Annotated in this window: 19 protein-coding genes and 1 pseudogene; 3 read left to right on the top strand and 17 right to left on the bottom strand. The window is 36.4% G+C overall.

All coding sequences use genetic code 11. The features are described from left to right. Window positions 1–955: 955 nt before the first annotated feature. The 13 genes and pseudogenes from AC1Z3S_RS12720 to AC1Z3S_RS12660 all read right to left on the bottom strand — a co-directional run bounded on the left by AC1Z3S_RS12720 (window position 956) and on the right by AC1Z3S_RS12660 (window position 17,341). Window positions 956–1,270, bottom strand: coding sequence for a hypothetical protein (locus AC1Z3S_RS12720; protein WP_461740676.1), 315 nt, complete (start codon window positions 1,268–1,270; stop codon window positions 956–958). Window positions 1,271–1,297: 27 nt separating this feature from the next. Continuing rightward, window positions 1,298–1,465, bottom strand: a pseudogene (locus tag AC1Z3S_RS12715) (helix-turn-helix domain-containing protein); the annotation flags it as partial. 414 nt (window positions 1,466–1,879) lie between these two features. Beyond that, window positions 1,880–2,644 carry a signal peptidase I gene (lepB, locus tag AC1Z3S_RS12710; RefSeq protein ID WP_461740675.1) on the bottom strand — a complete coding sequence of 255 codons (765 nt, stop codon included), beginning with the start codon at window positions 2,642–2,644 and terminating at the stop codon, window positions 1,880–1,882. Further along, window positions 2,641–3,321, bottom strand: coding sequence for a hypothetical protein (locus AC1Z3S_RS12705; RefSeq protein WP_461740674.1), 681 nt, complete (start codon window positions 3,319–3,321; stop codon window positions 2,641–2,643). Before AC1Z3S_RS12705 ends, lepB begins: the two co-directional genes overlap by 4 nt. A 24-nt stretch (window positions 3,322–3,345) precedes the next feature. Then, complete coding sequence (locus AC1Z3S_RS12700; protein WP_461740673.1) at window positions 3,346–4,494, bottom strand: WxLIP family cell surface protein; 1,149 nt, start codon at window positions 4,492–4,494, stop codon at window positions 3,346–3,348. Between the two features lie 153 nt (window positions 4,495–4,647). Then, window positions 4,648–5,469 (bottom strand): WxL domain-containing protein, encoded by an 822-nt coding sequence (locus AC1Z3S_RS12695; protein ID WP_461740672.1) that lies wholly within the window; start codon window positions 5,467–5,469, stop codon window positions 4,648–4,650. 83 nt (window positions 5,470–5,552) lie between these two features. After that, entirely contained in the window at window positions 5,553–6,362 is an 810-nt protein-coding gene (locus AC1Z3S_RS12690; protein WP_461740671.1) for a WxL domain-containing protein, read from the bottom strand. Next, window positions 6,359–6,712 (bottom strand): LPXTG cell wall anchor domain-containing protein, encoded by a 354-nt coding sequence (locus AC1Z3S_RS12685; RefSeq protein ID WP_461740670.1) that lies wholly within the window; start codon window positions 6,710–6,712, stop codon window positions 6,359–6,361. Before AC1Z3S_RS12685 ends, AC1Z3S_RS12690 begins: the two co-directional genes overlap by 4 nt. Window positions 6,713–6,728: 16 nt before the next feature. After that, entirely contained in the window at window positions 6,729–12,095 is a 5,367-nt protein-coding gene (locus AC1Z3S_RS12680; RefSeq protein WP_461740669.1) for a beta strand repeat-containing protein, read from the bottom strand. Between the two features lie 508 nt (window positions 12,096–12,603). Next, window positions 12,604–13,329: a winged helix-turn-helix domain-containing protein gene (locus AC1Z3S_RS12675; RefSeq protein WP_461740668.1), complete on the bottom strand. Its 726-nt coding sequence runs from the start codon at window positions 13,327–13,329 to the stop codon at window positions 12,604–12,606. A 329-nt stretch (window positions 13,330–13,658) separates the two neighbouring features. After that, window positions 13,659–14,711, bottom strand: a complete 1,053-nt coding sequence (locus AC1Z3S_RS12670; RefSeq protein ID WP_461740667.1) for a tyrosine-type recombinase/integrase — start codon at window positions 14,709–14,711, stop codon at window positions 13,659–13,661. 1,394 nt (window positions 14,712–16,105) lie between these two features. Then, on the bottom strand, window positions 16,106–16,534 hold the full coding sequence (locus AC1Z3S_RS12665; protein WP_461740666.1) for a YjdF family protein: 429 nt from the start codon (window positions 16,532–16,534) through the stop codon (window positions 16,106–16,108). 525 nt (window positions 16,535–17,059) lie between these two features. Continuing rightward, complete coding sequence (locus tag AC1Z3S_RS12660; protein ID WP_461740665.1) at window positions 17,060–17,341, bottom strand: hypothetical protein; 282 nt, start codon at window positions 17,339–17,341, stop codon at window positions 17,060–17,062. Between the two features lie 130 nt (window positions 17,342–17,471). Here AC1Z3S_RS12660 and AC1Z3S_RS12655 point away from each other — a divergent pair, with 130 nt between their 5' ends. Genes AC1Z3S_RS12655 through AC1Z3S_RS12645 form a run of 3 tightly spaced genes read left to right on the top strand, consistent with a single transcriptional unit; the run spans window position 17,472 to window position 19,245 of the window. Further along, window positions 17,472–18,161, top strand: a complete 690-nt coding sequence (locus AC1Z3S_RS12655) for a response regulator transcription factor (RefSeq protein WP_461740664.1) — start codon at window positions 17,472–17,474, stop codon at window positions 18,159–18,161. After that, window positions 18,154–18,417, top strand: coding sequence for a hypothetical protein (locus AC1Z3S_RS12650; RefSeq protein WP_461740663.1), 264 nt, complete (start codon window positions 18,154–18,156; stop codon window positions 18,415–18,417). Before AC1Z3S_RS12655 ends, AC1Z3S_RS12650 begins: the two co-directional genes overlap by 8 nt. Window positions 18,418–18,420: 3 nt before the next feature. Further along, window positions 18,421–19,245: a HAMP domain-containing sensor histidine kinase gene (locus tag AC1Z3S_RS12645; protein ID WP_461740761.1), complete on the top strand. Its 825-nt coding sequence runs from the start codon at window positions 18,421–18,423 to the stop codon at window positions 19,243–19,245. Between the two features lie 204 nt (window positions 19,246–19,449). On the opposite strand, the gene AC1Z3S_RS12640 is transcribed toward AC1Z3S_RS12645, so the two are convergent. Genes AC1Z3S_RS12640 through AC1Z3S_RS12625 form a run of 4 tightly spaced genes read right to left on the bottom strand, consistent with a single transcriptional unit; the run spans window position 19,450 to window position 25,017 of the window. Continuing rightward, a complete protein-coding gene (locus tag AC1Z3S_RS12640; protein WP_461740662.1) occupies window positions 19,450–20,091 on the bottom strand; it encodes an SGNH/GDSL hydrolase family protein in 642 nt (213 codons plus the stop codon). Window positions 20,092–20,119: 28 nt separating this feature from the next. Further along, window positions 20,120–21,868 carry a glycoside hydrolase family 35 protein gene (locus tag AC1Z3S_RS12635; RefSeq protein WP_461740661.1) on the bottom strand — a complete coding sequence of 583 codons (1,749 nt, stop codon included), beginning with the start codon at window positions 21,866–21,868 and terminating at the stop codon, window positions 20,120–20,122. 18 nt (window positions 21,869–21,886) lie between these two features. Continuing rightward, window positions 21,887–22,516 carry a DUF624 domain-containing protein gene (locus tag AC1Z3S_RS12630; RefSeq protein ID WP_461740660.1) on the bottom strand — a complete coding sequence of 210 codons (630 nt, stop codon included), beginning with the start codon at window positions 22,514–22,516 and terminating at the stop codon, window positions 21,887–21,889. A 20-nt stretch (window positions 22,517–22,536) separates the two neighbouring features. Further along, window positions 22,537–25,017: an alginate lyase family protein gene (locus tag AC1Z3S_RS12625; protein WP_461740659.1), complete on the bottom strand. Its 2,481-nt coding sequence runs from the start codon at window positions 25,015–25,017 to the stop codon at window positions 22,537–22,539. Window positions 25,018–25,101: the final 84 nt, after the last annotated feature.

The raw sequence follows: 25,101 nt of genomic DNA, 5'->3' as shown, positions 1-25,101 counted from the left end.
AAATAGTGAATGCGTATCACCGAAATGAGCAGCATCATCGCTCAACTAGAAGTAATTTTATACGTAACAAAGAAGGCAATGCAGCAACAAAAAAGTGAATAGTATTTAAGACAAACGTGTTAATCTTTATTAATGAACCAAATTTTTGTTTATAAAATAGAAATTCAAACAATACTTTGCATGTGTAAGAGCATCAAGTACAAATAAATTCTTTCTTACTAATATCCTTCCGAAAAGTATTAAAGCTCGGCCATATCGAGGGGCCGAGTTTTTTTGTGCTGTTTTACTGACACAAGAGATTCTTTTTAAGTTGAGCTTGGGGAATTTTGGAAATGACAATCTAGCTGATGTCATAGGGAAAAAATTCAAGGTTAACTTTATACGTCTCCATGCTCTACAGAAAAAGTTCCTTTTTTCTGTAGACAAAAAAAGGGAGCCCATCGGCGGGGACCGATGGGCTAGGATACTAGTTCAACTTTCAATAGTCCTTAAAAAATTTTCCAATTACCACTTAGTTGAACTGTATGCAACCCTTTTGCACCTGAGAAAAAAATTTTTTTCTCAGGTACAAAAGGGAACCCGCCAACGGGGACTGGCGGGTTTAGGAGTAAAAAATGAAAAAGTGTTTTATTTGGGTTTGTTTTATTGGGATACATTGATAATACCCTCAAATTATGACTCTTTTGTGTCCTTACTATTAAATAATAGTGAAATAGTCATTATATGTTTATTGCGGATTGATTCATTTGCTTTATTCTAACTTTTAACTGCCCCCGCTCATTGCTGATAGAATCGTACAATAAAAATCTCACTGAAAATTTCTTTCGTTGTTATCTATCTAATAAAATTATTGTCATACCAAACAAAGTTCCTCACAAATAGTCATTTTTTAATTAAACACCAATGATTATAAATTGACGTTTCCTCCCTAAATTCATTTCCATATTCAAAGCAATCAGTTTTTTTCAAGAATATGATTGGTTGTCATTTCTGCATATTCATATGACTTGATTACCCGTACCTCACCATTAAAAATTTCCTTCAAAGACGCAACTCTCCGCTGACTTTCCGGCAGCACCACGATAAAATCTATATGTTCTTGATGAAAGATCTCCTTAAGCTCACTAAATTTTGCGGCTCGCCATTCAAACTTCGGGTATTGTTGGGCCAAATTGGCGATTAAATTTAGGACCCCATAATTTTTTGCTTCATTCCCCCATCCCTCTTCATTACTGGGCGTATAACTTTGAACTAACACGATTGCTTTCATCTGTTCTCCTCCTTTTATTTTCTTTTGCTCACTTACTAGTTGGTCTAAGCTGACAGCCAATTCTTTACTAAGCAGAATGATATACTCGATTGTTGGTAAACTTTTAGCCAATTCCCATTTGGAGACTGTTTGACGAGAAATATGTAACTTTTTAGCCAATTCACTTTGAGACAGGTTTTTTTTTTTCTGTAATATCTTATATTGCTTCCAATATTTAACATAATTCCCCTCCCAATTTCACCGTAATAGTTTGCCATATGTTTTGTAAAGCTGAAACAAATGTTTCATTGACAGCTTTTCGTTGCTTCTAATTTTTTTAAAGGCAACGACTGGTTGCACTGCTGATTTAGAGCCTTTTTAAGAAATGATGGACTGTATTTTAGGAATGCTTTCTTCTAATAAAGTTAGCAGGACTATTTTTGTAGAGAACTAAAAGTAAGAAATCAAGAAAAAGATATTGTCATACTAGTCAGCCTAATCAAATAAGTCCTGTTCTTTTTTGTGTTAACTCCACTACTTATAATAGTGTAAATCATGAAGTGGGTTTAAACATTTGACCAGATTTCAGACACAAAAAGACCACTTATCTACTGACAAGTGGACTTAGATTTATCTCGTTTTAGTGGTGAAGTTTTTCATGTCGTTAAGGGGTAGTATTCTCATCTGAACGACACCAATAATCTCTTCTTGATTGACTATTCCCCATTGGCGGCTATCTGTACCATAAGGTCGGTTATCTCCCAACACTATATAATACTTTTCTGGAATATAATTTTCACCAATGATATCCGCTGTAATAAAGTTTTCTGTGTAATGACCGCCATTGCGTGCAGCATCATTAATCTCATCAATAATAAATTTCTCTACCACTTCATAGCCGTCAATATATAAGGTATCATTTTCATACTTAATCATTTCACCAGGAAGTCCTATGACTCGACGGACAACGCGTTCGTTGCCTTGAGTCAGATATACTAAATCAAATCTTTCAAGGTCTTTTGTCCGCTTCACAATCACCCTATCACCATCTCTCAGTGTTGGAATCATGCTGAAATCCTCAATTGTGGCAACTTTGAAAAAAAAAGAACCAATCAATATAGAAATCAATACAATGCCAACTGTTACTATTAGCAAATCCATTGTTCCTCGTCGAAATTTCATAAATTTCTTTTTGAATTTTTGCGTTCTTTTTTTCTTTTTACCTTTTAAGCGTTGTCTCTTTCTCACTGATTTTTTTTTTGGCAATTTATTCAAGTGATTTTGTGGTGGCGCTTTTTTGCTTCGTCTATTTTTAGTTTTTGTATTTTTCTTACCTTTTTTTAATTGACGACCCGTTCCTGCTTTTGAGCTTTTACTACGGTTTTTAGAGGTCATTGCCCTCCGCTCTCTTCCGATTCTAGTGCAGATTGATTTACCTTGTAGTAATCAAAAGCCTTCATTTCATAGCCAATTGTCCGCTCAATATCTTCTTGAAATTGAGCTACCAACTCAGCATTTCCATAAAAGTTCTGGCTCTCGCGAGTCGCATTGACACCAAGTTGCGACAAGGCATTAAAATACCGATTTAATGCAGATTGTCCTTCAACAGTATTTAATTGACTCGCTTTGTTCGTATTATAGCTTGACAGACTTGTAGCTAAATAACGAATATTCTGTATACTAGACGTCTCGTCTTCCGTCTGATTCGCTGCTTTATCTAATTCCTGTTGAAAATCTCGCAAAAGATAATAAGACCGAACGATTGCATCGGCATCATCAGACGTTAAATTTATTGATTGATAAAATGATGCATATAGAGTTGCCCCACCAGCACCTGTAGTCAAAACCAAAAAAATAACCATACGAGTTATACTTTTCTTTTTTATTTTTTTTAAGTTACCTGTTACTCTTTCCCATCGTCGACGCTTTTTTTTATTCTTGGGGGCACGTTCAGGCAACTTTTTTAATTTACTACGGTTCAAGAGGAATTGGAAAAAGAAAAGGAGGGTCAATACCATGAAGAGGATACTGCCCGCAGCCCCAATCATCACGATCCATTCTAATATGGTCATTATGTCACTCCCGTTCTCTTTTCATTAAGATTGCTTCCGTTTAGCAGTCATTTCTTTAGAGGCTTGTTTTTTCGTTGTGTTCGCTTTTTTTGTTCGCGCTGCCTTGGTTTTACTTTTCTTATTCTTTCTAATTTGACGAACTGTTAAGAAGACTAATAATATGACAGCTAAAAAGCCACCCGCTATTGCCGCAATAATTTTCCAGTCAATCCCTGTATCTTGTACTAAGCCAACATCTCTTTCGTTATATTGCGTGGCTTCTTCTTCAGTAATTTCAAAGTCTTCTGTCCACTCCCAACGCTCACCGGTCAAAGTCGTGACAACAACATGGGCAGTATACATTCCAGCCTCCATTCGGTCCCCGTTCATAGTGATAGGATAGTCAATGAACGAATTAGGTGCCATGCGAATTGATGTAGTTCGAGATTCATAGAGCACTTCATTACTTCCTTGAGTTGTAATTTGCGCATCTACAGTCATATTGTTCACATATGTTGCTACTACATTAGAAAAATTAACAAACATCGTATTCCGATAATTGCTCTGCCCACCATAGGCTTGATTCCATTGTAAGTCTGGTGTTAATTCCACATCAGTTTCTTGTAATAAAATGGATATAACATATGCATACTGGTTGATTACTGTAGAGCCTCCATCTTCATTTTCTGAAGACTCACCTTGACCGGCCTGCATCATTTGCAGTCCGCCAGCAATCACGCCGTCAAAGCTGGTTTCAGGCATCTGAATTTCTAGTGGTACTGCTTTAGTTTCTCCAGGAGCTAACTCTACACTATTAGGCCCAGTTACAATATCTTTAAAATCAAATGCTAATGATGCATCATTTTCAATTTCGCTATTTGCATACTCAATAACACCATTCTGATTCGTTTTGGCACCATTTAAAGCTAAGTTCACCGTTACAGCTGTTTCACTTGGGTTACTCATAATTAAATTAAGCGTTTGCTGCTGCCCCGGTTGCATCATTAAATGATAGTAACCCAAACTCGTATCCGTTTGATTTTCAGGATACTCTAAACTATAGGTAAAATTCCCTATCCCCGCATCGCCTGATGATGAGGTAGCCATCGCCCTATTTGGCATCATAAAGCCAATTAAGAAAATGACAAACGCTAGCAGACCTAATAATCGTTCTTTTTTCATTCGCAATTTCATACAATCCCTCGTCTTCTAATTTATCATCTGCTTATACGCAAATATTATTACTATGTACTTTATGTTTAATTTGAATAAGAATAGAGCAAGCTGACAGAGAATTCTCCATCAGCCTGCAATTTTTGATTTCAATTTGTAAAAATGGTGCTGTTTTTAAGCAACTCTTGCAATTGACCAAGTGATAGTGGCAGTGTATGTTGTGCCTACTTCCATCCCACCGTTTGCTGCAGCTGGTACATTTAATTGAACAGATGTTGTATCTGTATCAGCTACACCTGTATAACCGATGCTGTTTGCAACTGGACTGTAGTCTGGGCTTTGACCGTATTCAGCGGTGTAAATTCCTTTGTTAGCAGTACCGCCTTTCGCAATAACAACAGGCGTGTTGTATGAAAGTTCAAATGCTGATTCAAAACTTTCTAAATTAGTCGCGCCATCTGTTTGAGTTGCCAAGATACCATTGCTAAATTTAATAGTCGCTCCATCTAATGTTTTGCTGTTCGTATTTGTGAACTGTGTAGATAGATTCGCAGATACTTCATAGCCTGAAGTTGCACTATCATCAATATCACCCCACTGAACTAAAGCTCCACGAGTAACTTCAGTAAAGACAGTGTTTGGATCTGCTGGATCATCCATTTTGTCATAAATTTCAACAGTTACTGGTGCTGCATAAGCACTAGTTGCTTGACCGGTTTTAGCCATTGTGCCAAAATCATAATTTGTTGTCCGCATCAATGCTAAAGGACCTTTGTTTGGATTTTCATTGATATCGTCATCTGGGACTTTGATATTTTTATCATCGTCTTCCGGGTCAGGTAGATCAGTATTTGGCGTATCAATATCCCCTTGAACAACTGTTACTTTTCCTTCAGATGGTAAAGTCAATGCACTCGCATTTGCTGCGACTGGTCCTACTACTGAAGCTCCTACTGCTGCGATTAAAGCTGCTGCACATAAACGTTTAAATTTCATTTTGTTTTCCTCCTAATATTCTTTCCCTTTTATTTACAAATGAGGATTTTCCTCAGTTTGCCTAGTATAATGTGGTACTTGTTTTAACTTGTTGGTCCAGCTTCTAATGTCCATGTTAAGGTTGTTGTATACTGAACTGGATAAATTTTTGTTGCTGCTGGAACAGACAATGAGACTGCTGAGTTCCGATAAACTGGTTTATTATAAGTTGCATCAAGGACTGGTTCACCTTTTTCATCTGTCACAGCAGTCAGTGTATTCTCTTGATTAGCATTATTTTCCTCAGATGCCCCAAATGAAATCAACCAAACACCAGCACCCTGACCACTGGTTGCTGTTGCAACTGTATAAGCTGTTCCCATTTGGTTAATAGCCAATGTGTCGCGGGTCACTGTTGGAGTCCCGCTGTCCATTGAATTTGCCCAACCTTTATCAAAGGATAGAACAGCCCCATCTAATTGTTGATGCTCTAGGTCTTGAATAATCCTACTCTCAAACTGACTTTCTTGTTTCAATGTCAAGTTCCAGCCTTCCGCGTTACCCCGTTGATCGGTAATTTGGATATAATATCCTCGAGCCGGAGTATCACTGTGGAATAGCTGAGCTAGGGAATCATACTTTCGATTGTTTTCTGTAATCTTTGTCGCTCCAAAGTTTAAGCTCGACACGAAATCAATGCGCAAATCACCTTTTGTAGATGGTCCTGGTCCAGGATCAACCTCTACACCAGGGTTTTCTGGATCTTTGGGAGGGGTCGTCTCTGTTCCTACAACAGAGACTGATCCCTGCCCGTCTAATGAGGAAGCTGCTTGTCCATAGGTTGCATTAAGCACCACCGAACTGATACACAAGCTTGTCAAAAGAGAGGTAATAACAATTCGTTTCTTTCTCATGCTTGTCCCCCCTTTTCATTCTCCCTTTTCCGTCGGTAAAGGAAGAATAATAGCGTCAGGAGGATAACTCCGCCACCTATTAAACTAAAGTTGCGAACAGTTTCTCCCGTATTAGGTAGTTTCCCACCACCCGTATTAGGGAGCCCTTCGCTTGAAGTTGTAGATGTAGCTACACTTGAACTCTCGCTTGTTGTACTACTAGGCTCGGTAGAATCTTCATAAAACGTAATTTGCCCATCAACTTGAACTTGCCCTCCCGCATCTCCTGCGGCTAAAGCTTGTGGGCCACTCCAATAAACTCCGACAATGACCACGAATAGGCCGAGGAGTAAACTTATTTTCTTTTTCATTTATCTCTCGTCCCTTCTACGGTTGCCCCGGAATAATTGTCCACGTCACAATCCCTGAGAATGTACCAAGTTGACTACCAGAGACATTAGCCGGGTTCACTTCTAATTTGAGACCCAAATCATTTGCTTCTGGTCCCCAAGTACCTGTTACATTTAATCGTCCACCTGTTTTACTTATATAAGCATTCTGGTTTCCGCTGTTCAATGTGAATTCATCGTTATCGCCACGAACATAGAGCAAGGCCTCTGTCATAATAGAACCTGTAACAGAATTTTTCATGTCCTCAGTGATAGCTACTTGTAAAGTCCAACCCGTTGAGATATCAGCACGGGTATCCGCCACAACTAAATCATCCCCCACTTTTGAAGGATCATTGATACGCTGGGTTTCAGCCGTGTAATCAATAGAACCAAAGTCTAGTGTTGTCGGACTCGATTCTAAAAAGACTTGCCCAGTCACAATGTATTGAACCGTCTGCGTTACATCCGTGATACTTAAGGCTTCCTCATCTGTTGGACGGGTTGTAATTTCATAACCTGCTAACTCCAAAGCATCCAATTGCTGTTGGATAAGCTCATAAGTTTTCGATTTTAAATTCACTACATCTCCAACATAAAGATTCGTTACAATATCGTTTGTAGTTTCCTCTCCAGCAGTTAATGTGTAACCACTAAGAACGGTACCACCTTCATTTACAAACTCTATTGTTAGTACTGAATGACCTAAAACTGTAACGGAAACTGAATTATTTAGAGTCCGCTCAGAAAATTCACCAGTGTGAGTAGCTGTATAGGTAATTGGGATAGTTGCTGATGGATCTGCTTCACGAATAGCTTCAATGTAACTCTCATCCAAATTCGGAACCCCATCTGGAGATCCGTCAGCATATATCACCCTTGCATTTGTGACAGTATCTACATCTGATTGATCGGTTACTGCTGCCGCTTCTGTTAAAAGCATCTCTGCATTATTTGCATAAAGTGCAAAATCCAGCTCATCTGAGATTACAGAACCATCTGGTACAATAACAATATTCCATGTTTGTTCGTCCTCATTCACAACACCCGATACTTCTTCAAAATCCTGAATATGGTATGTGATTGGAATAACTTTTTTAAACGTACCTTCGTCTAATCCCGCGGCTAACGAATCTAAATCGGAACCACTAAGACTTGTTGTAAGGAAAGGACGGCCAAAAACATTTTGTGCTTCTTGTACCAATGCATCATTTGTCAGTGCTTTTGCTTCAGATTCAGTTACAATAATATTGCGCCCCGTGAGTTCTAGCTCATTGGAGAAAACAATATCAATTGTGTAACTATACTCATTTGCTTCAGCTTTTGAAGGTTCATTATTTCCCATCTTCCAAGATACAGAATCAGTATTCATTTGTTCCGCAATAATCTCATCAAAAGAACCATCAACTTTTGTTGAAACAATACTACCGCTTCTTAACCAAGAACCAGTTGGATCATCAGGATCAAATGTAAGAGTTGGATAGATTTTAGCACTAGTAATTGGAATAATTAATCTACCCGTTTTAACGCCTGTCTTAGCACCGACTGTTGCATAAGCAATCATCGGAGGATTATTTAAATCCGTTTGGGCGTCTGTTACATCATGACTGATAAGTCCAGTTCCAGCGCTCAACAAGTTGTTCAAGTCATCAGGATCATAATCTCCACTTACATTGAAATCAATAACAGAACCTGGAATCATAATGCCGTATTCTTTATGCAAATTAGCACTCGCATTTGCTCCAGTCGTCATGTCGCTGTCTCCAACAAAAGTCTTTCCACTTGTTTCATCAATTCCCATGAAATTCAAGGGCGTAATATCATCTGCCATGCCAGTAACTCGTTGTCCACCTGAATCGGTTGAGCTAAAAGTAAGTACTTGATATGCAGATGCACTTCCGAAATATGTTCCTGTTGAGTTAACAGTAGAAGTCCCTCCAGATTGCATACGCCAAGTAAGTCGGTCTTCTTCATTCGCCATTGAAATGCTAGAAAGATTTATTTTACCTGTCCCTGATGGCGAATAAATACTGCCTTCTCCCAAAACTGTCAGTTTCCCAAGAGAAATGAAGGATGATGCAGATGTCACTCCAAGACCTGAATTATTTTCGATAGTCACATCTCCAAATTTATCGTACTGATTATAGTGGTTAGTGGCTGTTGCATTTCTCCCGTTCTTGATACTTCCGCTATTTGCTAACGCTGTAAAACCATTTTCAATTGTTAATGAAGTAAAGTTTATTAAACCAGTCGTATTACCTGATACGCCAAAGTTTATCTCTTTATCTTCTTCCAAAATATCATCCGCTTTAACAGCATATCCGGTGAATGGATTCTCAGCTAATTCCGTCCCTAAATGAACATCAATCGCTTTGGAGTCCAAAAGCGAACTGCTATAAATTGCATTGGTTACATCATCACCAGTTACATTTCCGGCACCTGACAGAGCTCCAACTCTTCCCGCTCTTAGTACATTGATATCGACATCTCGTAAAAGAGAGCCTCTCTCAATATTCGAGTAACTGGTAGCATATAAACTACCAATAGTTGAATCAGGAGCATCAATGTTCATTGTAATGTGTCCAGATTCCGTTCTAGATGCCGTTCCAGCATCTCCATATATGATGGCACCATTTAAAACATCTGAACCAGAATCTGTGTAGATATTTAACTCAATACTATTGGTTGAATCAGTACCAACTCTTCCAGAGCCAGCTGTATTTTGGCCTCCTGAAATATTAACTCCAGTCGGTAACTGAAATCCTGTTGTTCCTCTCAAATCAAGTGTTAAAGAGACATTACCAGTAATTCGTCCAGCATTCGTTGGCCCTCCAGAAAATCCGCGTGTTCCATGACTTGGATAGCCTGAAAAATTACCACCTGTTACATAAACGTTCGAGTCCCCATTAATTGTATGACCACCAGAACTGCCATAAGTTCCACCAATTGCGCAGTTAACTATTCCTCCGGTAGCGTAGGCAGTAGCATTTCCATAAATTTTACTATCGTCCCATCCTCCTCCAGAAAAGAAGAAATTGACTTCTCCATTATGGAAATTCGCTGTGGTATTACCCCAAATTCGGTCTGTTGCATATCCACCACCCTCAAGAGTGTCAACTAATCCGCCATACACAGTATTGCTTGTATTTCCATCAATACCTCCATAGTAACCGCCACCATATGTCCAACGAGCTAATGTGTTATTTTGAACAATTCCAGCGTCACCGTAAATGTAACTTGAGTACCTACTAGATGCCGCTCTTCCAGCACCTCCGAAAACATCCCAATCTTGTCCTGTATATGTTCTCATCGTGGAAGGAGCTCCAACGCGTGATCCAACTTGATATGTTAAATCTTTCACACGTACTCCCTCAACGGAACTACAAAAATTATATCCGCCTGCGGTAGTATCATCCCCATTTAGAATTCCAATTTCCATAAATGAGTTGCCTTCATAGTAACCTTTCACACCTGTCGCATGAGCATAACCCGCCTCACCACCAGAAGAGAATCCTCCCCCTAGAAGATGACTATCTATGTCTCCAACGGTTATAACTGCCGTTGCTTTGCCGGTAGATGAATTAACAGCAGCATTAAAAGCGTAATTTTTTCTTCCTTCTTTATCAGTGACATCAAAAGCATCCAGCCCAGATTCATTTATTGCTAACCTATTACTGTTGTCTCCTGCAGAACCATTAAACCCATCAATTGAACCTGATGCAGTTGTAAGCCCAGCTCGTACTGTGTTGAAGATTGCAGCATAAATATAGCCAGATTCTCTATTTCCTCCACTAACAGGATTGTCCGCTGTTCCAAACAAGCTTGAATCGTAAATGTTGTTAATATAGTTTTTTTGGTCTTTCAATCCTATATTCCCAGTTTTACTACCGCCTACAAATTCAGTTGGTAATCTTCCATATCCTGCAACTAAATTTTCAACATTACCCAGAACAGATCCTGAATCAGATCCTCCATAAAAATTATTGACTGTCAGCTTATTTGCAGATGATGTACCGCTAGAACTAGCAGAGGTTGAACGCATCTTATTGTAGACATTTCCATTTACAGTTCCGCTTACTGTTCCCCCGTAAAGATTTGAGATAACCTCACTACCGTTATACAGGGAAAGATGTGTGTCTCCTGTTACAACACCAGATTTATTTCCTCCAGAAAGAGTACTAATTGCATTACTATAGTTATTAATAACTAAGTTTGTACTTCCAGTAAAAGTACCAGTTTCACTTCCTCCAAAAATGTTCCAAGTGCCAGAACCCGTTGAACTAACAGTGATACTTGCACCCAAACTAGCTGTTACATCACCGGAGTATGAACCTCCATACACCGTTGTACCAGATGTTCCCCAGCTATTACCACCCAATGTTAATGAATTTCCATTCGCAGCTAAAAAAGGTGTATTGTAACGAATATTTCTAAATTCGACATTCGTCCCAAAATTTAATCCGTTTGCAGTTGTCGTATTAAAATTCAATAATGCAGTATTTGCTGGTGCACTTTTTGCAAGTGTATCATCGACAGGGTCATTTGGTGCACCTGTAATGGTGATACTGTTCGCTCTGTTTTTTAAAGAATAGAAACTCACATCAGAAGCACTAGTTGCTGTTTCAGTTTTGTTCCCAATCGATGAATAAGTTGATCCTGTCATACCAATAGTACTGTTACTCGCAATTGCGATAACATAATCAGCAACTGGCTGATTATCAACATAAATATCAAACAGGGCAGCCCTAAAATTATCAGCTGAAACTCCTCTACTACTTATTTCTGTATAGGCACCTGAAGCATACCGGAGCACTGTAATATTACCTGCTGTTACCCCTTGACTTGCCACTGAAGGTACTCTATCTGATACTGAATTTCCATAATCCTGCTCCCAGATATCACTACTCCCTACTGAACCCTGAGCAGCATAAACTGCTTCAAATGTTGCTTCATCACCGTGATAAAAACCGATTCTTAACAACTCATGAGGCTGATATACTGTCCCAATCTCTAAATCATAGGAATCACTATCAGGATTTTGTCCTCTAGTCTTTTGGTGCTTAGTTTCAGTTTGTGCTGCCAATGATAGCTCCGTTAGTCGCCAACCAACAAAGCTATGAGCATCATTTTTTTGAAACATTGGTAAACTTAAAGTTTCAATTGCTTCCTTATCTGTCGTATAATCCTTTACCTTTGATCCATCTTCAAAAACATAGGCATCGTCAGTAGTAAATCTTATTTGAGCAAAAGCATCTCCGTCAGCAGCATTTGTAACCTCTGTATTTCTTAAAATCCCCAGAGTACTAATCCCACCTACTATAAATGCGCCTACCATAAGACCTACTAAAAATTTTTTAAGTTTCATTGTAACCCCCCCACTTTTTTTGCAATCGAATAAAGATTGCGATTAATTAATAACTATTTATCACCGTAAGATTTGAATAGTAATATGAAATTTTTTGCAACAACTGTGTTGAATCTGTGCCTCTTAAAAAGAGTTTTTTTACAAATAAAGAGTCAATAAAACTTTCCTTGAGGAACAATTTCACGCTGTCACTATCTTCGTGTAAAGGGGCATCCAATTCTGCAGATTATGTCCACGTTCAATTATTAAAGGCGACAAACATCCTCTCCCATTTTTCATTTCATTCACTCTTCCCTCCTGTCCCATTACCTTTGTTTTTAAAACATCCTTTCTTTACCTGCTCTTTAGCAACTTTTCAATATCATTTGATGGTTGCCAAGATAACCAACATTCCCCCTTTCTATAAGGTTAGATGTTTACCCTGGTTCCAATAAGAGATTTTTCACATATGTCAAAACTTGCTTAAAGAAAGATTGCTGCTGTGACACATATTAAAATGTGCTGCTTGTCACTTGAAATCTTGAAAAAAAACTTCAAGACTCTCATACAAAGCAGGCTTCAACGCATACCCCTTGGTCCAATGAGTTTCTATAAGGGAATCACTTAAATCAAATTGTTTGAGTTTAACCTTAACTCTTCCCATGATTTGTGATAACTGCGTTAAAGTTGAGTTCGAAGCACCTTGAACCCAAAGCTCTTTACATAAATCTTTACGTTGAACAAAGGTAACTTTATTGTCAAAAAGGATTCTAATAAATTCTTGTTCCTTTTTGGATAGGCTAGAAAAAAACAAACCTATTAATCGAGGTGAAATATAGTCAGCCTCGGCAGCAAACTTACTTATTTGATTAGAATTAAGAAAATGTTCATTTATCTGAGTTTTACTGAATAATTCACGGATTTCTGAAATTGACATTCGTGAATTTAAAAAATAAACATCTTCTTGATACTCCTCTTCACTTGAATCAGTCGAGGACGTTATTTCATTGTCAATTCTAAAGAGAACAATATTTTTTCCCTCAAGATTTTTCATAATCTTTTGAACATTTATATTTGAAATACTTTCACTAAAAACCAAATACTGAAAATAGTTGAATAGCGAAAAATTTTTTTTACTCAAAAAATCATCTAAAATCCGACTGGAGCAGAAAACTTCATAACCTAATTTTTGAAACTTATCTTGCCAGTCATTATCTGTATAGAGATTTTGAGTTAAAAATAGGATTTGCTTCATTTATTCCACCTACTACTAGTTGTTTTAATAAAATTGAATTTTGGTAATAAAACCTTTAGATTTTCTAAATGTATAACACACAAAACTTGACTATATAGAAATTAAACACTAGTATTCCTATGTTATATAAAAGTCATATTTTTTCTGATAACTAACAATTGTAGGAAACATAGTCATTTAACCAAATAAGCAAAGTGAAATTTCAACTCCTTGACGGGGTTTTTGACGGCAAAAAAAAGAACTGGAGGCTAATCCAGTTCTCGAAAGTAAACATTTATTTAAAAATAGTTGCTGCTGTCATCAATTTTTCTTGCTATGCTGAAAAACTGTTAATTGAAAATGTTATCAAGTTTAAGTATCTCGCTTTGACGTTGCTCGATCATAGAGTCACTGTAGGTATCTAATGTTAATTTGGCAGACTGATGCCCCAAAATTCTACTCAAACTGACAATATCCACTCCTTGCTCGATTGCTCTGGTGGCAAAAGTATGACGCAGCATATGGAAATGTGCATCTGCAAAGTCTGTATACTTTATTAGTTTCTTAAACCTATAGTTGATAACTCTTGGTTCTGCAAAGCCATTTTTTGTAAAAGCTAGGTATTTTGAATATCTATTTTCTTTTTCTACAATTAAGTATTCTTTCAATTTTTTTGTTAGAGGAACAACTCTGTTTGATAAGGTAGTTTTTGGACTGTCTATAATCACTTGAGTTCTTTTCTCATAGGTACCCGTCGTTTTTATCCGCACAACAGTTTTATTAACTTGGAGTAGATTCCGTTCAAAATCGATATCATCCCAAGTTAACCCACTTATCTCACCGATGCGCAGGCCGGCGTAAAGGGAAAGAAGTATTGGCAGTCCGTATAGATCGTTCCTTGCAAGCGATTCTAATACAATTTGCTGAGATAAATGAAGAGCATGCACTTTTTTTGGTGTTTCTCTAGGTAAAACAATTTTCCTTTCAATCTTATTAGTAATTAATCCTTGAAAATAAGCTTCGTTTACGGACTGTTTAACCAGGCTTAAAATCAAACGAATAGTATTTACCGATAGACCTTTTCTTGACAAGTAAGCCACGAACTCCTGTAAAATTTGGTCTGTTATGTCAGAAATTTGCATCCTTGAAAAAAAAGGTAATATATAGGTAGTACTGGTCCTAAGGTAGTTCGAATAAGTAGAAATTTTTACTCTATCTCTTATTGATGGAAGAAAGTTTTTACTATACCAATCTTCAAATTTAATATTAGATAGTTTTGAAAAACTATTGGGTATCCAGATATGTTTTGCTTGAAGTATGCTTAACTGGCTTTTAACTTCGGAAAAACTTTTCCCATATACATAGCCATATTTTATTTTTTTATCGGGAGTGCGCTCTTTCATATAGCGCCCTTCCCAGCGACCATCTTTTCTTTTATAAATATTTTTCCCACGTTTACTAATAGAGAGACATCCTTTCTTAATGACTATATTTTTGACGGCGTAAAATTTGATAAGCATTTTTTCAGTAGAATTATTTCAAAAAAAAAGAAAAAATCAGTTATTTAAAGTCAAAAAAAGCAGTCCTTTTATGCTAGACCAAAAGTGACTTAGAATCTTTTCTGAATACTATACTTTTCACAATTTTTTTTACAAATATTTTTTCTTAATTTATTAAAAATAGTTTACTGTATTTTTTCACCAAGAAACTTTAGCTTTTCAAAATCCACATAATCCGTCAAAAATAATAAATATTTTTTTTAATAGTGTTGACAATTAAAGAATCTGCAATTAAACTGTAATATATAGATTTGGTGATTAACTGTGCGGGAAATTGTTTCCTACAATTGTTAGTTGTAAGAACTTAGATAAACTATATTTTATATTTCTATTAATCTAATTCTTCACAATAAAACAACTTCGTTAGTTTATACTCTATAAAAAAAAAGAACAATAGTTTTTATATTAAAATTCGTCTGTTATTTTAACATTTACAAAACAGATTAAAATTTATACAGATTGTTACATTATTGTTTAAGATAACAAAAATTATTAAGTCGCGAAGTATACCTTTTAATTTATTTTCCACTTAGACCATTCCTGAAAATTTTAGGGATGTTTTTTTTGCAAAAAAAAATGAAATAATTCCCCACAACTAAATAATATTCCGTTCAATCATCGCAATACTAACCTAAAAAATCCCCCTAAAGAATTCACATTCTTAATTATCTGCTCTGAACAAAAGCAATGCCCACTTTGAAGTTAACAGCTAAGCAACAAAAGATATGAACAACTGTATATTTAGAGTTGCACTTGTTTTGTTGGCTTTCTGGTATACCAATTAGTCGATTGACTTAGCGAACTAGGTTAAATTCAACAATAGATTTCTTTAATCAATTTGTATTATTCTCAATAGCCATAGAGATGTCGAAGTTAGGAGCATAGTGTAAAGATGAAGAATTTTATTTAAATTCATGCTGCTCTTTTACTTTTTGCTATAGCGTTTGATAGGTTTCGGATAGTACCACAATATTTTGCTCAAAGTTATGCAGACGAAAGATGATGACATCATTAAGATTTCGGATTTTATAATATCTGGTTCTTCGGCGAATGAAAGCTGATGTTAATTCACTGAAGGTATTTCGTTAGACAACTATTGTTTAATCTATACTATAAATATTGAATGCAAAAAAACTCCTTTGATTTCTTAATGAGACAGAAATCAAAGGAGCTTATTTAGTTATTAGCAAAATAACCAAGGAGAAATGTCTGCTTTCTCAAAGTTGCAGAAGTGAGGATTAATGTCCTTTTTTCTTTTGAAGCCTTTTTTCCTGTTTCAACAAGAATTGTGCTTCCTTCTGTTGCGCTTTTTGTTGCTTTGTTTGCTTCCTTTTTTGCACTTTGAACTGCTCCTGTGCCTCTTTCATGGCCAGTTGCGCCTTAGTTGACAATGCTGGTTGCTTTTTTAGCTTGTTAATTTTTCTCTGCATTTTTTTAAGACTGACTTTTTTCTCTTTTTTGATGTTGCCCGTTTTGACAGATGTAGCTAGCTTTCGATCATTTTCCAAAACAACCTGACTTAACTGCTGGCAAATAAATGCTTCGACTTCAGGATTTTTTGGTTCTGCACCGAAGAGATAGTTGCAGGCTCGATAATCGCCTGCTACTCCAACATATTCAATCAGACCACACCAATAGCTACCATCGAAATAAATTGTTAATTTCATTACGAGGCCCCCCTTTTATCAGATAACGGAAAGGGACAACCCGGAGGGGCAGGTTACTGATATGCACCGCATACTTATGGACTACCAACCATAATGTGTTTTTATTCCTACTTTTAGTTTAATAGAAATTTTTTTGTGTGTAAATGGTCATTGGAATTTCTAGGGTAAAGTTGTTGTTCATGAAATTTGTTAGTGATGAAAAAAATTTTAGCTATTCTAAAATCAATACTACAAATTTTCTTAAAAAAAGTAATTGTCTGCTTCCAGGAATTATTGGAATCTACCAATGTCTTATCGCAATTAAACTTTTTTTTATACCGATTATTGGGTTGATAGCCTGACGTAGTGATAGAAATTTAAATGGCCATGTGAGTTGATGAAACCCGCCGCTAATACACTCAAAAGAATTATTTACCAACAACAACTTTCTTTAGCCAATTAATTTCTCCGCAATTGAAGATTAGAAAAAAGAATTAAAATAAAAAAAAAGACCCGCCAGATTTGGCAGATCCGTATCATTAAATATCATTCTGATTGCTCAATTGTCGCAACTGCTTCGGTTGAGTCACCTTCTGTAATCTCTGAATCTATCTCAGTTGACTCACTCTCATTTGTAGCAGTTGGTTCTGTGGTTAAAGCCGCTTCAGTTGAGTCCTCATCCTTTTGTGCCATTTGTTTCGCCTGTTCTTTCTTTAAAGAAACATTTTCTACCGTATCATTTCCTTTAACATCCATTGAGGAGGCCAGGACAGTTCCAGAAGCACCTAAACCTAAAATTGTGACAGCGACTAACATCATTTTCTTCATAACAATCTCTCCTAATAATTATTTTGGTACAAGCCCAGTATAGGAAAAGGTGTGCTAAATTAAAGTTAAGTGGATTTAACATCAATTTAACACACCTTGCTATATAATCCTTTTGAAGAGGTGAAAGAAAATGCGCTTATTAGTTGTAGAAGATGAACTAGATTTACAGGAAGCTATTGTGGAGGGCCTGACTATAGATGGCTACTCTGTGGATTCGGCTTCTGATGGCGAAGAAGCTCATGAAAAAATTGCAATTGAACAATATGATTTAATCATCTTGGATCTTAATTTGCCGAAGATGAGTGGGTTTGAATTATTAGAAAAAGTGCGCAAGACAGATACGCAGGTGAAATTTTTAATTCTCAGCGCCCGTAGTAGTGTATTGGATAAAGTCACGGGCTTAGATTATGGTGCAAATGATTATCTGATAAAGCCCTTTGATTTTAGTGAGTTGGAGGCCCGCATACGGAACCTACTTCGCTGGGAGTTTGCTTCAAAAAATACGATTCTTACTTATAATAATCTATCGCTAAATCTAGCAAGTCGTGCTGTCCATTTCAATCAACAGCCGATCAAACTAACGAAAAAAGAATTTGCCATTTTGGAATATCTTTTGCTTAATCAAGGCAAGGTTGTGAGTCAAGAAGCCCTGATTGAGCATGTATGGAGCGAATCTGAAGATGCAAGTTTTAGCAACTCCGTTCGAGTTCACATTGTCACCTTACGGAAAAAACTGGCAGTCTATTTCCCTTACGAAATAATTGAAACTAAAATTGGTGAGGGCTACATTATAAACGATATGGAGGCAAAGAATGTTTAAACGTATGTCTTTAAGAATCCAGCTCACTATTCTTATGACCCTTTTATTGATTGTTTGTACGATTTCAATTACTGTTTTCTTAAATTATTCCACCTATGGCATTACTAGTGCTGTCACCACAGAAACCCAATTTTTCAGTGGTGAGGTGGCTCAAGCCATCACCACAACACCTGTTGAAACAGCTCAAGAACTGTTTCTCTTCCAGAGCATCTTATTTTTATTAGTCATTATTGTCATCGGCGGCTTTACTACCTAATTACTGACTAAAAAATTATTAAAGCCATTGGGTACACTCCAAGATAAAATGACTGAAATTGATGTCAATAACTTATCTGAAACTATCCAGTTGTCCCAGTATAATTCAGATATAACCAATTTGACTACTGCCTTCAACGGAATGACTCAAAAACTAAACGATTCCTTTGCTCTTCAACAAAATTTCTCAGCCAATGCGGCTCATGAATTGCGCACACCAGTCGCGATTTTACGAACTAAACTGGATATTTTCCAAAAAAAATTTCCTGAGGTGGATCCTGATGTCAACCAGTTAATCCAAATTATTAGTAAACAAACTAATCGTTTGAATGATATCATTACTAGCTTACTGGAGCTTAACAATTCTGTTCAGTCCGAACTATTTGAGAAAATCCCTTTAGATACTATGCTGGAAACTATCTTGACTAGTTTAGCTCCAAATTATCCGACTATTCACTTAAATAAGAATTTCTCGACAACCATTATCAAAGGTCATGCACAGCTTCTTCAGCAAGCTTTTTATAACATTATTGAAAACAGCTTTAAATATAATGAAGAATTTGGCAGTGTCTCTGTTGGGATTCATCAACAGGAAACGTTTGTCGAAATTTCTATTGTAGATACAGGCATTGGCATCTCGGATGCAGAGAAGCAAAAAATATTTGCACCTTTTTATCGAGTGGACGCCTCCCGGAGCAGAGATACTGGCGGCTCTGGATTGGGTTTGACTCTTGCCAAGAGTATTATCGAAAAACATCACGGTACCATCCAGTTAAAAAATAATTCTGGACAAGGAACAGTTTTCATTGTGTCATTGCCTTTACTTTAATGGGATAAATAATTTTTGAATAGTCTATAAACCTAATTTTATCTGCTACACTTATCATTTATTTAACATAAAAAATCACTACCAGCAGATTTTAGTTGGTAATGAAAAATTAATTACTATCTAATTAGATGAAATCCGTCGTTAATAGATTGAAGCTAAAGGACAACAATATATAGGACTATGGCTATTTGATAAAATCACATTTCATCTATCCAAATCCACAGTTTCCAACCAAGATTTTGCAATAATAGCATGTCCAGGCAGTGACAGATGCACACGGTCTGACGATAGAGCATAGGAAGATTGAATTGCTGTAAATTTGTCCATTTCAGCTTGAATATCAATATATGTCAATGAAAAATTAGCTGCAATCTTTTTTGTGATTTCATTATATTCTGCGACCATTTGTTTCATCGGATCAAGATTATTTGCTTCTAGCATGAATGCAGACAGCAGAATTATCTTTGAATGAGCGGCTAAGCTCTGTTTGATAAGTTCCGTATAAGTCTGCTCAAAAAGTATTATATTAACTTGTTCTATCTGGGTAAATTTATTATCAAAATGACGCCAGACATCATTTATCCCTATCATAATGGTTAAATAATCAGGCTTCAAATCTAAAATTTCTTGCCAACGGGCTTTTAAATCCGTTACTCGATTACCACCAACACCTTGATTGATTATCATCAACTCTTTCTCAGGGTGGAATGCTGTGGTGTAAGCATTGATTAAACTAACATACCCTTCCCCTAGAGAATCGACAGCACCAATTGTTGTATTGTAATTACGATTACAATCAGTAATAGAATCGCCGACGAATACTAAGCGATTATGCTTATCAAACATATGCTAACTCCTTTTTTGTTTATGATTTCTATCCTAATTTAGCTTCATCTGAAAGTATAATCTTATCACTAGATTTCCCTTCCGTTTCAAAAATAATTATTTCATTTTCACCTAACTTTAATAAAGGACCCGGGATATATAAACGCTCCTGTGGGCCAATCTCCCAGAAGCGACCAATGTTAAACCCATTTACAGTAACAAAACCTTTCCCCCAGCCACGACAATCAATAAAAGTATCGCCAATCTCAGTCACATTGAAGATAAATCTATAAAAACTTGGCATGCCAGAAATAAAATCACCAGAAAAATCAATTTTCTCTAAATTATCCATCGTTAGAGAATAGATTTGCCACTGGCTCTGAAAAGCACCATTGAGAATGACCCCGTCACGAATCCCTTTGGTTTGATGATTCATTTTTACCGAATAATTTACCCGCCCCATATTTTCAACTAAAATGCCTAATGTATTTTTTGCCTCGGTTAAATCAAACGCAACCTTCTTACCAATTTCTTTGTCATACTGAGTGAATAAAAGCTGATTGTTTACCATGATTTGAGCGCGATCATTGCAATTTATCAAACGAAAGTCTTCAATTGTACGAGCTGCACCAATCTCACTTTGGTAATAAATATAACCGTATCCTTGGTCTAGCATCTCCATCGAGACCGGGTAAGGTGAAGAGATTGGTTGGCTAATTTGAGATAAAGTAGCTATTAATGAAACGCTGTCCATCAGCTTAATTTCACCATAATTTATTTTCTTAATCGTTGTACTCAATGGAAAAGAAGGCAGTGAAGCAAACTGGGAGATAGTCTTTTGAAAAGCTAAATACTTTGGAGTAATTTCCCCTGATTCACTTAAGGGCGCATCGTAGTCATAGCTGGTCACATCTGGCGCTAATTTTTCATAGTAATTCGCTCCATTCATAAAGCCAAAATTTGTTCCACCATGAAACATGTAGATATTTACAGAACCTTCATGCAACGCATCTGCTAACTCCTGATTCGCATCAAATCTATCCGTTTGATGATGAGTTTCATCCCCCCAGGCATCAAACCAGCCAATCCAAAATTCTGTGACCATCTTAGGTCGTTTTTCTCCCTGAAAAGTTGCTAATTTTTGGAAGTTTTCTTTAATTTTAGACCCGCAATTGATTGTTGGCAGTGCAACATCAGGTATCGAGCCGTTCTCCAAATTGTCCTGCCAAGGGCCATCTGAGGTTATTAAGGGAATTGTCACACCAAGTTCTCGCATCAGCTGAGCTTGTTGGTATAGATAATTTTTGTCATTGCCATATCCGCCATACTCATTTTCAACCTGCATTAAAATAATTGGCCCTTCTTGGTCAATTTGGAGGTCAATAAATTCCAAGAAAAGCCGCTCAAAATAGTTTTTCACCTTTTCTAAATATGGCGGGTAGCTAAATCTGATTTTCATGAAAGGATCTTTTAGCAGCCAATAAGGTAAGCCACCAAATTCCCATTCAGCACAAATATATGGCGCTGGGCGTAAGATTACATAGAGACCGACCTGTTGAGCAGTCTGGATAAAACGCCGCAAATCCAAGCCCTTCTCAAAATTGAATACTCCCTCTTGAGCTTCATGCAAATTCCAAGGCACATAGGTTTCTACCGTATTGCATCCCATTAGTCTCAATTTTTCAAGGCGGTCAAGCCAATATTCCGGCACTACTCTAAAGTAATGAATACTCCCAGAAATTATTTGAAAAGGCTGACCGTCTAATAAAAAATCTTCTTTTATTTCAAAAGTTCCCATACTGACTCCTTTTCATAATTAATCTATTTCCTCCGTACTACTGAACTGATATTTTTCAAAAACCTTTTTAAAAATGATTGAGTTCAAGAATACTGGTAAAGAAATTCCGATAAAAAGTACCAAGATGATAGTGATTGGCATATACAGTGGTGACACTACTGCACAAGCAAAGACTAAGAATGCTAAAATACTTTGCCCCATATTTTTAAATGACATGACCAATCCGACAACAAAATGCGCCTTCACGCTGTTTTCAGAATAACCAATTAACGGAAATACATATAGAAAAGCTAAAATATAGACAGTTACAAGCAGCAGAATTAAATATCTCACAAGACCGCCAACATTTAATGTAGCTTGGATGGTTCCAGAAAAAACAAAAACTCCGCTTAGCCCTAGTAAAAAAATCAACCAACTGATTGTTGCTTTTTTAAAGTTTTTACAAAACATTGCAATGAATTCTTTAGCTATATGTTTTTCTTGGTGACGTTGCATTTTAAAGGAAATTTCATATCCCGAAGCCAAGACACTTCCTATTGTTATCAGAGGAAGAGAAAATAAAAGCATCAGCAAATTTAACACGATTAATTGATAACCTCTAGTTAAAATTTGATAGATTTTCGTATCAACAACATTTCGTCTTTCCATTTTCTATTCCTCCGTGATTATTATTTCCTTACAAAGTAAATCTCTCGTAGATTGACGCCTGAATTATTAAAATTTATTGGCAACATTTGCTGTCCTTTTTCAAGCCAGATTTTCATGTCTTCTGATTTTTGATACTTGGAGTAATCAGATGTTTCTGGGAGTGACATGCTGGCCGAAGGTAAAACTATTTCCGGCAGTAGACTTCCTTTATAAGAATATTCTACAGAGAAGTCGTACCACCCACTTTCTTCAATAGCTAAAGGTAAAATAATCTGAGTATCAACCTCCAAATAGCCTAAATTGAAACGGTCAGTCTTCATTTCTAAAATATGACCTTGAGAGTAGGAATCAGATAGATAGTTTTCTATTGGAAAAATTTGTTGTTGATAATTGATTGGTTGAAATTGAACCTCACTTAACTGTATTTCGAAAATGGAATAGTTTTGCACTGTAGATGCAAATTCTAAAACTTGCTTTCCTTCATCCAAATTAATTAGATAATTAACCTCATTCGTATCATTCCAAATATAAGGAAAACTCAGTTTCGCAACAGTTTCGCTATTCGCCATGACACTTAATCCATCAACAATTGAAGAGGAATTAGTCAGACGCAACTTCAGCTTGTACACTCCTGTTTTCGGCACATCTATATAATAAGATAAGCTACTTTGACTAGAAGCTGGATGTAGTGACCCATTTTTTTTGAAAGCCTTGTCCTCAGATAAATTGGTTATCTCGTCAGAAATTATCAAAGGTTCAACAAATTGTAAATCAGTTTCTAGTAAATTATAAGCAGTTTTAATATCAATAATTTTTTGATTAATTTCACGTTGAGTTATATCTGTTTCAGTCAAGATCGCTTTCCCCAAAGTAATTTCATTTTCATAAGCAATCCAAGTCTCACGAACATAAATTTCGGGTGTCAAAGAATCAAATACATTCAATTCTTTATTTAACTGGCTAAAATCAATTTCTTCTGAATCATCAAAACGGCCAAATGCTAACCAATCTATGTTTCCCGCACTTCCTTTAGAATCTTTTTCAACAGATATAAAAACATTTTGAACGTCATTGGTAACAATTATCGGTACCCGTGTAGTTTGATAATTATTCCATCCACCAGTTGATGTCAGATTGACCTGACTTATGATTGGTCCGTTCAACGAATCCTTTCTAACAATTAATCTACCATCATTAGAATTAGTTGTATAATTTACATCAATATAATCCATACCACTAATGCCAAAATTTACATAGTTATACCAAAAATAATCACCGTTATCCAGTTTAGTCAAAATCTGGTTCTCTGTTTTATTGGGAAAATTTTCTATATCAATCTTTTCTTTTCCTGATACTCTTTCCGCCTCAATTCTCTCATATGAGTTATTGGAAAGTAAAACTGAGTTAGTCTTAAACAATCCAGAATACTGCCATGTGAAATGATGATAGTTACCGGTATCAACATTTATATGTCCAGCAATCGGACGATACGGTCTGGTAAATGTTTCAAAATTTTTGTCTTGATAAAAATCGGCTAGTCCTTCAACCATTGCCAAAGGATATTCATTAGCTGTTAAAAATTTTACATAACCTTGGTTATTTCCACCATACTCATGTGGCCAATCAACAAAAGATTTTTTTCCACTAGCAAAATCGACAATATTGGTCACCGCTTTCCTCAAGCCAATACCATCTTCATTTTCATAATTTAATAGATCAATTCCAATCTCGTCATAAATGATTTTTGCGGTATTTGTCATGGGAGCTAATGCAAAATAATGATACCAAAAGGATGCTCCTCCTCTAGCTTCATGGGGCATAAATCCATCGGTTGTTATATTACTTTCGATTTTCGCCTTTAAAATATTGGCATTCTCTTGTAGCTTAGCGACATCTCCTTTATATGAATAGTAGGTTGTTTGAGCAAATAAAGCCCAATCCCCCCAATTGTTTTGGTTATGGATTCTTCTTTGCCATATTGGTAATAAGACTTCCTCAACCCAATTTTCAAAACTTTCTTGAGATTCTTCTGACCAATCTGGATAATCTTTGACATAAGAAGCACCTTGAATCATTCCCGAGATTAGATAACTAGAAACTAAATCTCCATCGGAGCCTGATACTTTTTTATTTGTCATACTCCAGGAGTCAATGATTTGAATGGCTTCATTTGCATATTTCTCATCTCGAGTAACCTGATATGCAATAGCATTTGATAATACTTTAGTCGCATCTTGCTCCATACCATCTTTAGCTGCAATATGCCCTTCTTTGTTAGCATAAAAGCCTGGAACTTCCCAATTTTCAACTGCATGAGTTGGATTATCTTTAGTCTTTTCTACATCCTCTAAAACCTCTTGATACGTCTCATACCAAGGAGACTGCCTCATCTCAATCATATCTTTAATAAAATCAAAATCAGGTGTGGTGGCTTTTGCGATTACGGGAAAAAAACATGCCACAAAACTGATAATTAATAGATATTTTATTTTAGTTTTCATATTTCCCCTCATTTCATCTCAAGCTAAAGCTCGTTAAACCATAGCAATAAGGTAAAACAAAAGTCATCAAACTTTTGTTTTACC

This window comes from Enterococcus sp. LJL90, from assembly GCF_056924355.1.
This window is presented reverse-complemented; position numbering and strand designations above follow the sequence as displayed.

Excerpts from the sequence above, each read along its gene's own strand:
- AC1Z3S_RS12720 (WP_461740676.1), bottom strand. The coding sequence starts at position 1,270 with ATGAAAGCAATCGTGTTAGTTCAAAGTTATACGCCCAGTAATGAAGAG.
- lepB (WP_461740675.1), bottom strand. The coding sequence starts at position 2,644 with ATGACCTCTAAAAACCGTAGTAAAAGCTCAAAAGCAGGAACGGGTCGT.
- AC1Z3S_RS12705 (WP_461740674.1), bottom strand. The coding sequence starts at position 3,321 with ATGACCATATTAGAATGGATCGTGATGATTGGGGCTGCGGGCAGTATC.
- AC1Z3S_RS12700 (WP_461740673.1), bottom strand. The coding sequence starts at position 4,494 with ATGAAATTGCGAATGAAAAAAGAACGATTATTAGGTCTGCTAGCGTTT.
- AC1Z3S_RS12695 (WP_461740672.1), bottom strand. The coding sequence starts at position 5,469 with ATGAAATTTAAACGTTTATGTGCAGCAGCTTTAATCGCAGCAGTAGGA.
- AC1Z3S_RS12690 (WP_461740671.1), bottom strand. The coding sequence starts at position 6,362 with ATGAGAAAGAAACGAATTGTTATTACCTCTCTTTTGACAAGCTTGTGT.
- AC1Z3S_RS12685 (WP_461740670.1), bottom strand. The coding sequence starts at position 6,712 with ATGAAAAAGAAAATAAGTTTACTCCTCGGCCTATTCGTGGTCATTGTC.
- AC1Z3S_RS12680 (WP_461740669.1), bottom strand. The coding sequence starts at position 12,095 with ATGAAACTTAAAAAATTTTTAGTAGGTCTTATGGTAGGCGCATTTATA.
- AC1Z3S_RS12675 (WP_461740668.1), bottom strand. The coding sequence starts at position 13,329 with ATGAAGCAAATCCTATTTTTAACTCAAAATCTCTATACAGATAATGAC.
- AC1Z3S_RS12670 (WP_461740667.1), bottom strand. The coding sequence starts at position 14,711 with ATGAAAGAGCGCACTCCCGATAAAAAAATAAAATATGGCTATGTATAT.
- AC1Z3S_RS12665 (WP_461740666.1), bottom strand. The coding sequence starts at position 16,534 with ATGAAATTAACAATTTATTTCGATGGTAGCTATTGGTGTGGTCTGATT.
- AC1Z3S_RS12660 (WP_461740665.1), bottom strand. The coding sequence starts at position 17,341 with ATGAAGAAAATGATGTTAGTCGCTGTCACAATTTTAGGTTTAGGTGCT.
- AC1Z3S_RS12655 (WP_461740664.1), top strand. The coding sequence starts at position 17,472 with ATGCGCTTATTAGTTGTAGAAGATGAACTAGATTTACAGGAAGCTATT.
- AC1Z3S_RS12650 (WP_461740663.1), top strand. The coding sequence starts at position 18,154 with ATGTTTAAACGTATGTCTTTAAGAATCCAGCTCACTATTCTTATGACC.
- AC1Z3S_RS12640 (WP_461740662.1), bottom strand. The coding sequence starts at position 20,091 with ATGTTTGATAAGCATAATCGCTTAGTATTCGTCGGCGATTCTATTACT.
- AC1Z3S_RS12635 (WP_461740661.1), bottom strand. The coding sequence starts at position 21,868 with ATGGGAACTTTTGAAATAAAAGAAGATTTTTTATTAGACGGTCAGCCT.
- AC1Z3S_RS12630 (WP_461740660.1), bottom strand. The coding sequence starts at position 22,516 with ATGGAAAGACGAAATGTTGTTGATACGAAAATCTATCAAATTTTAACT.
- AC1Z3S_RS12625 (WP_461740659.1), bottom strand. The coding sequence starts at position 25,017 with ATGAAAACTAAAATAAAATATCTATTAATTATCAGTTTTGTGGCATGT.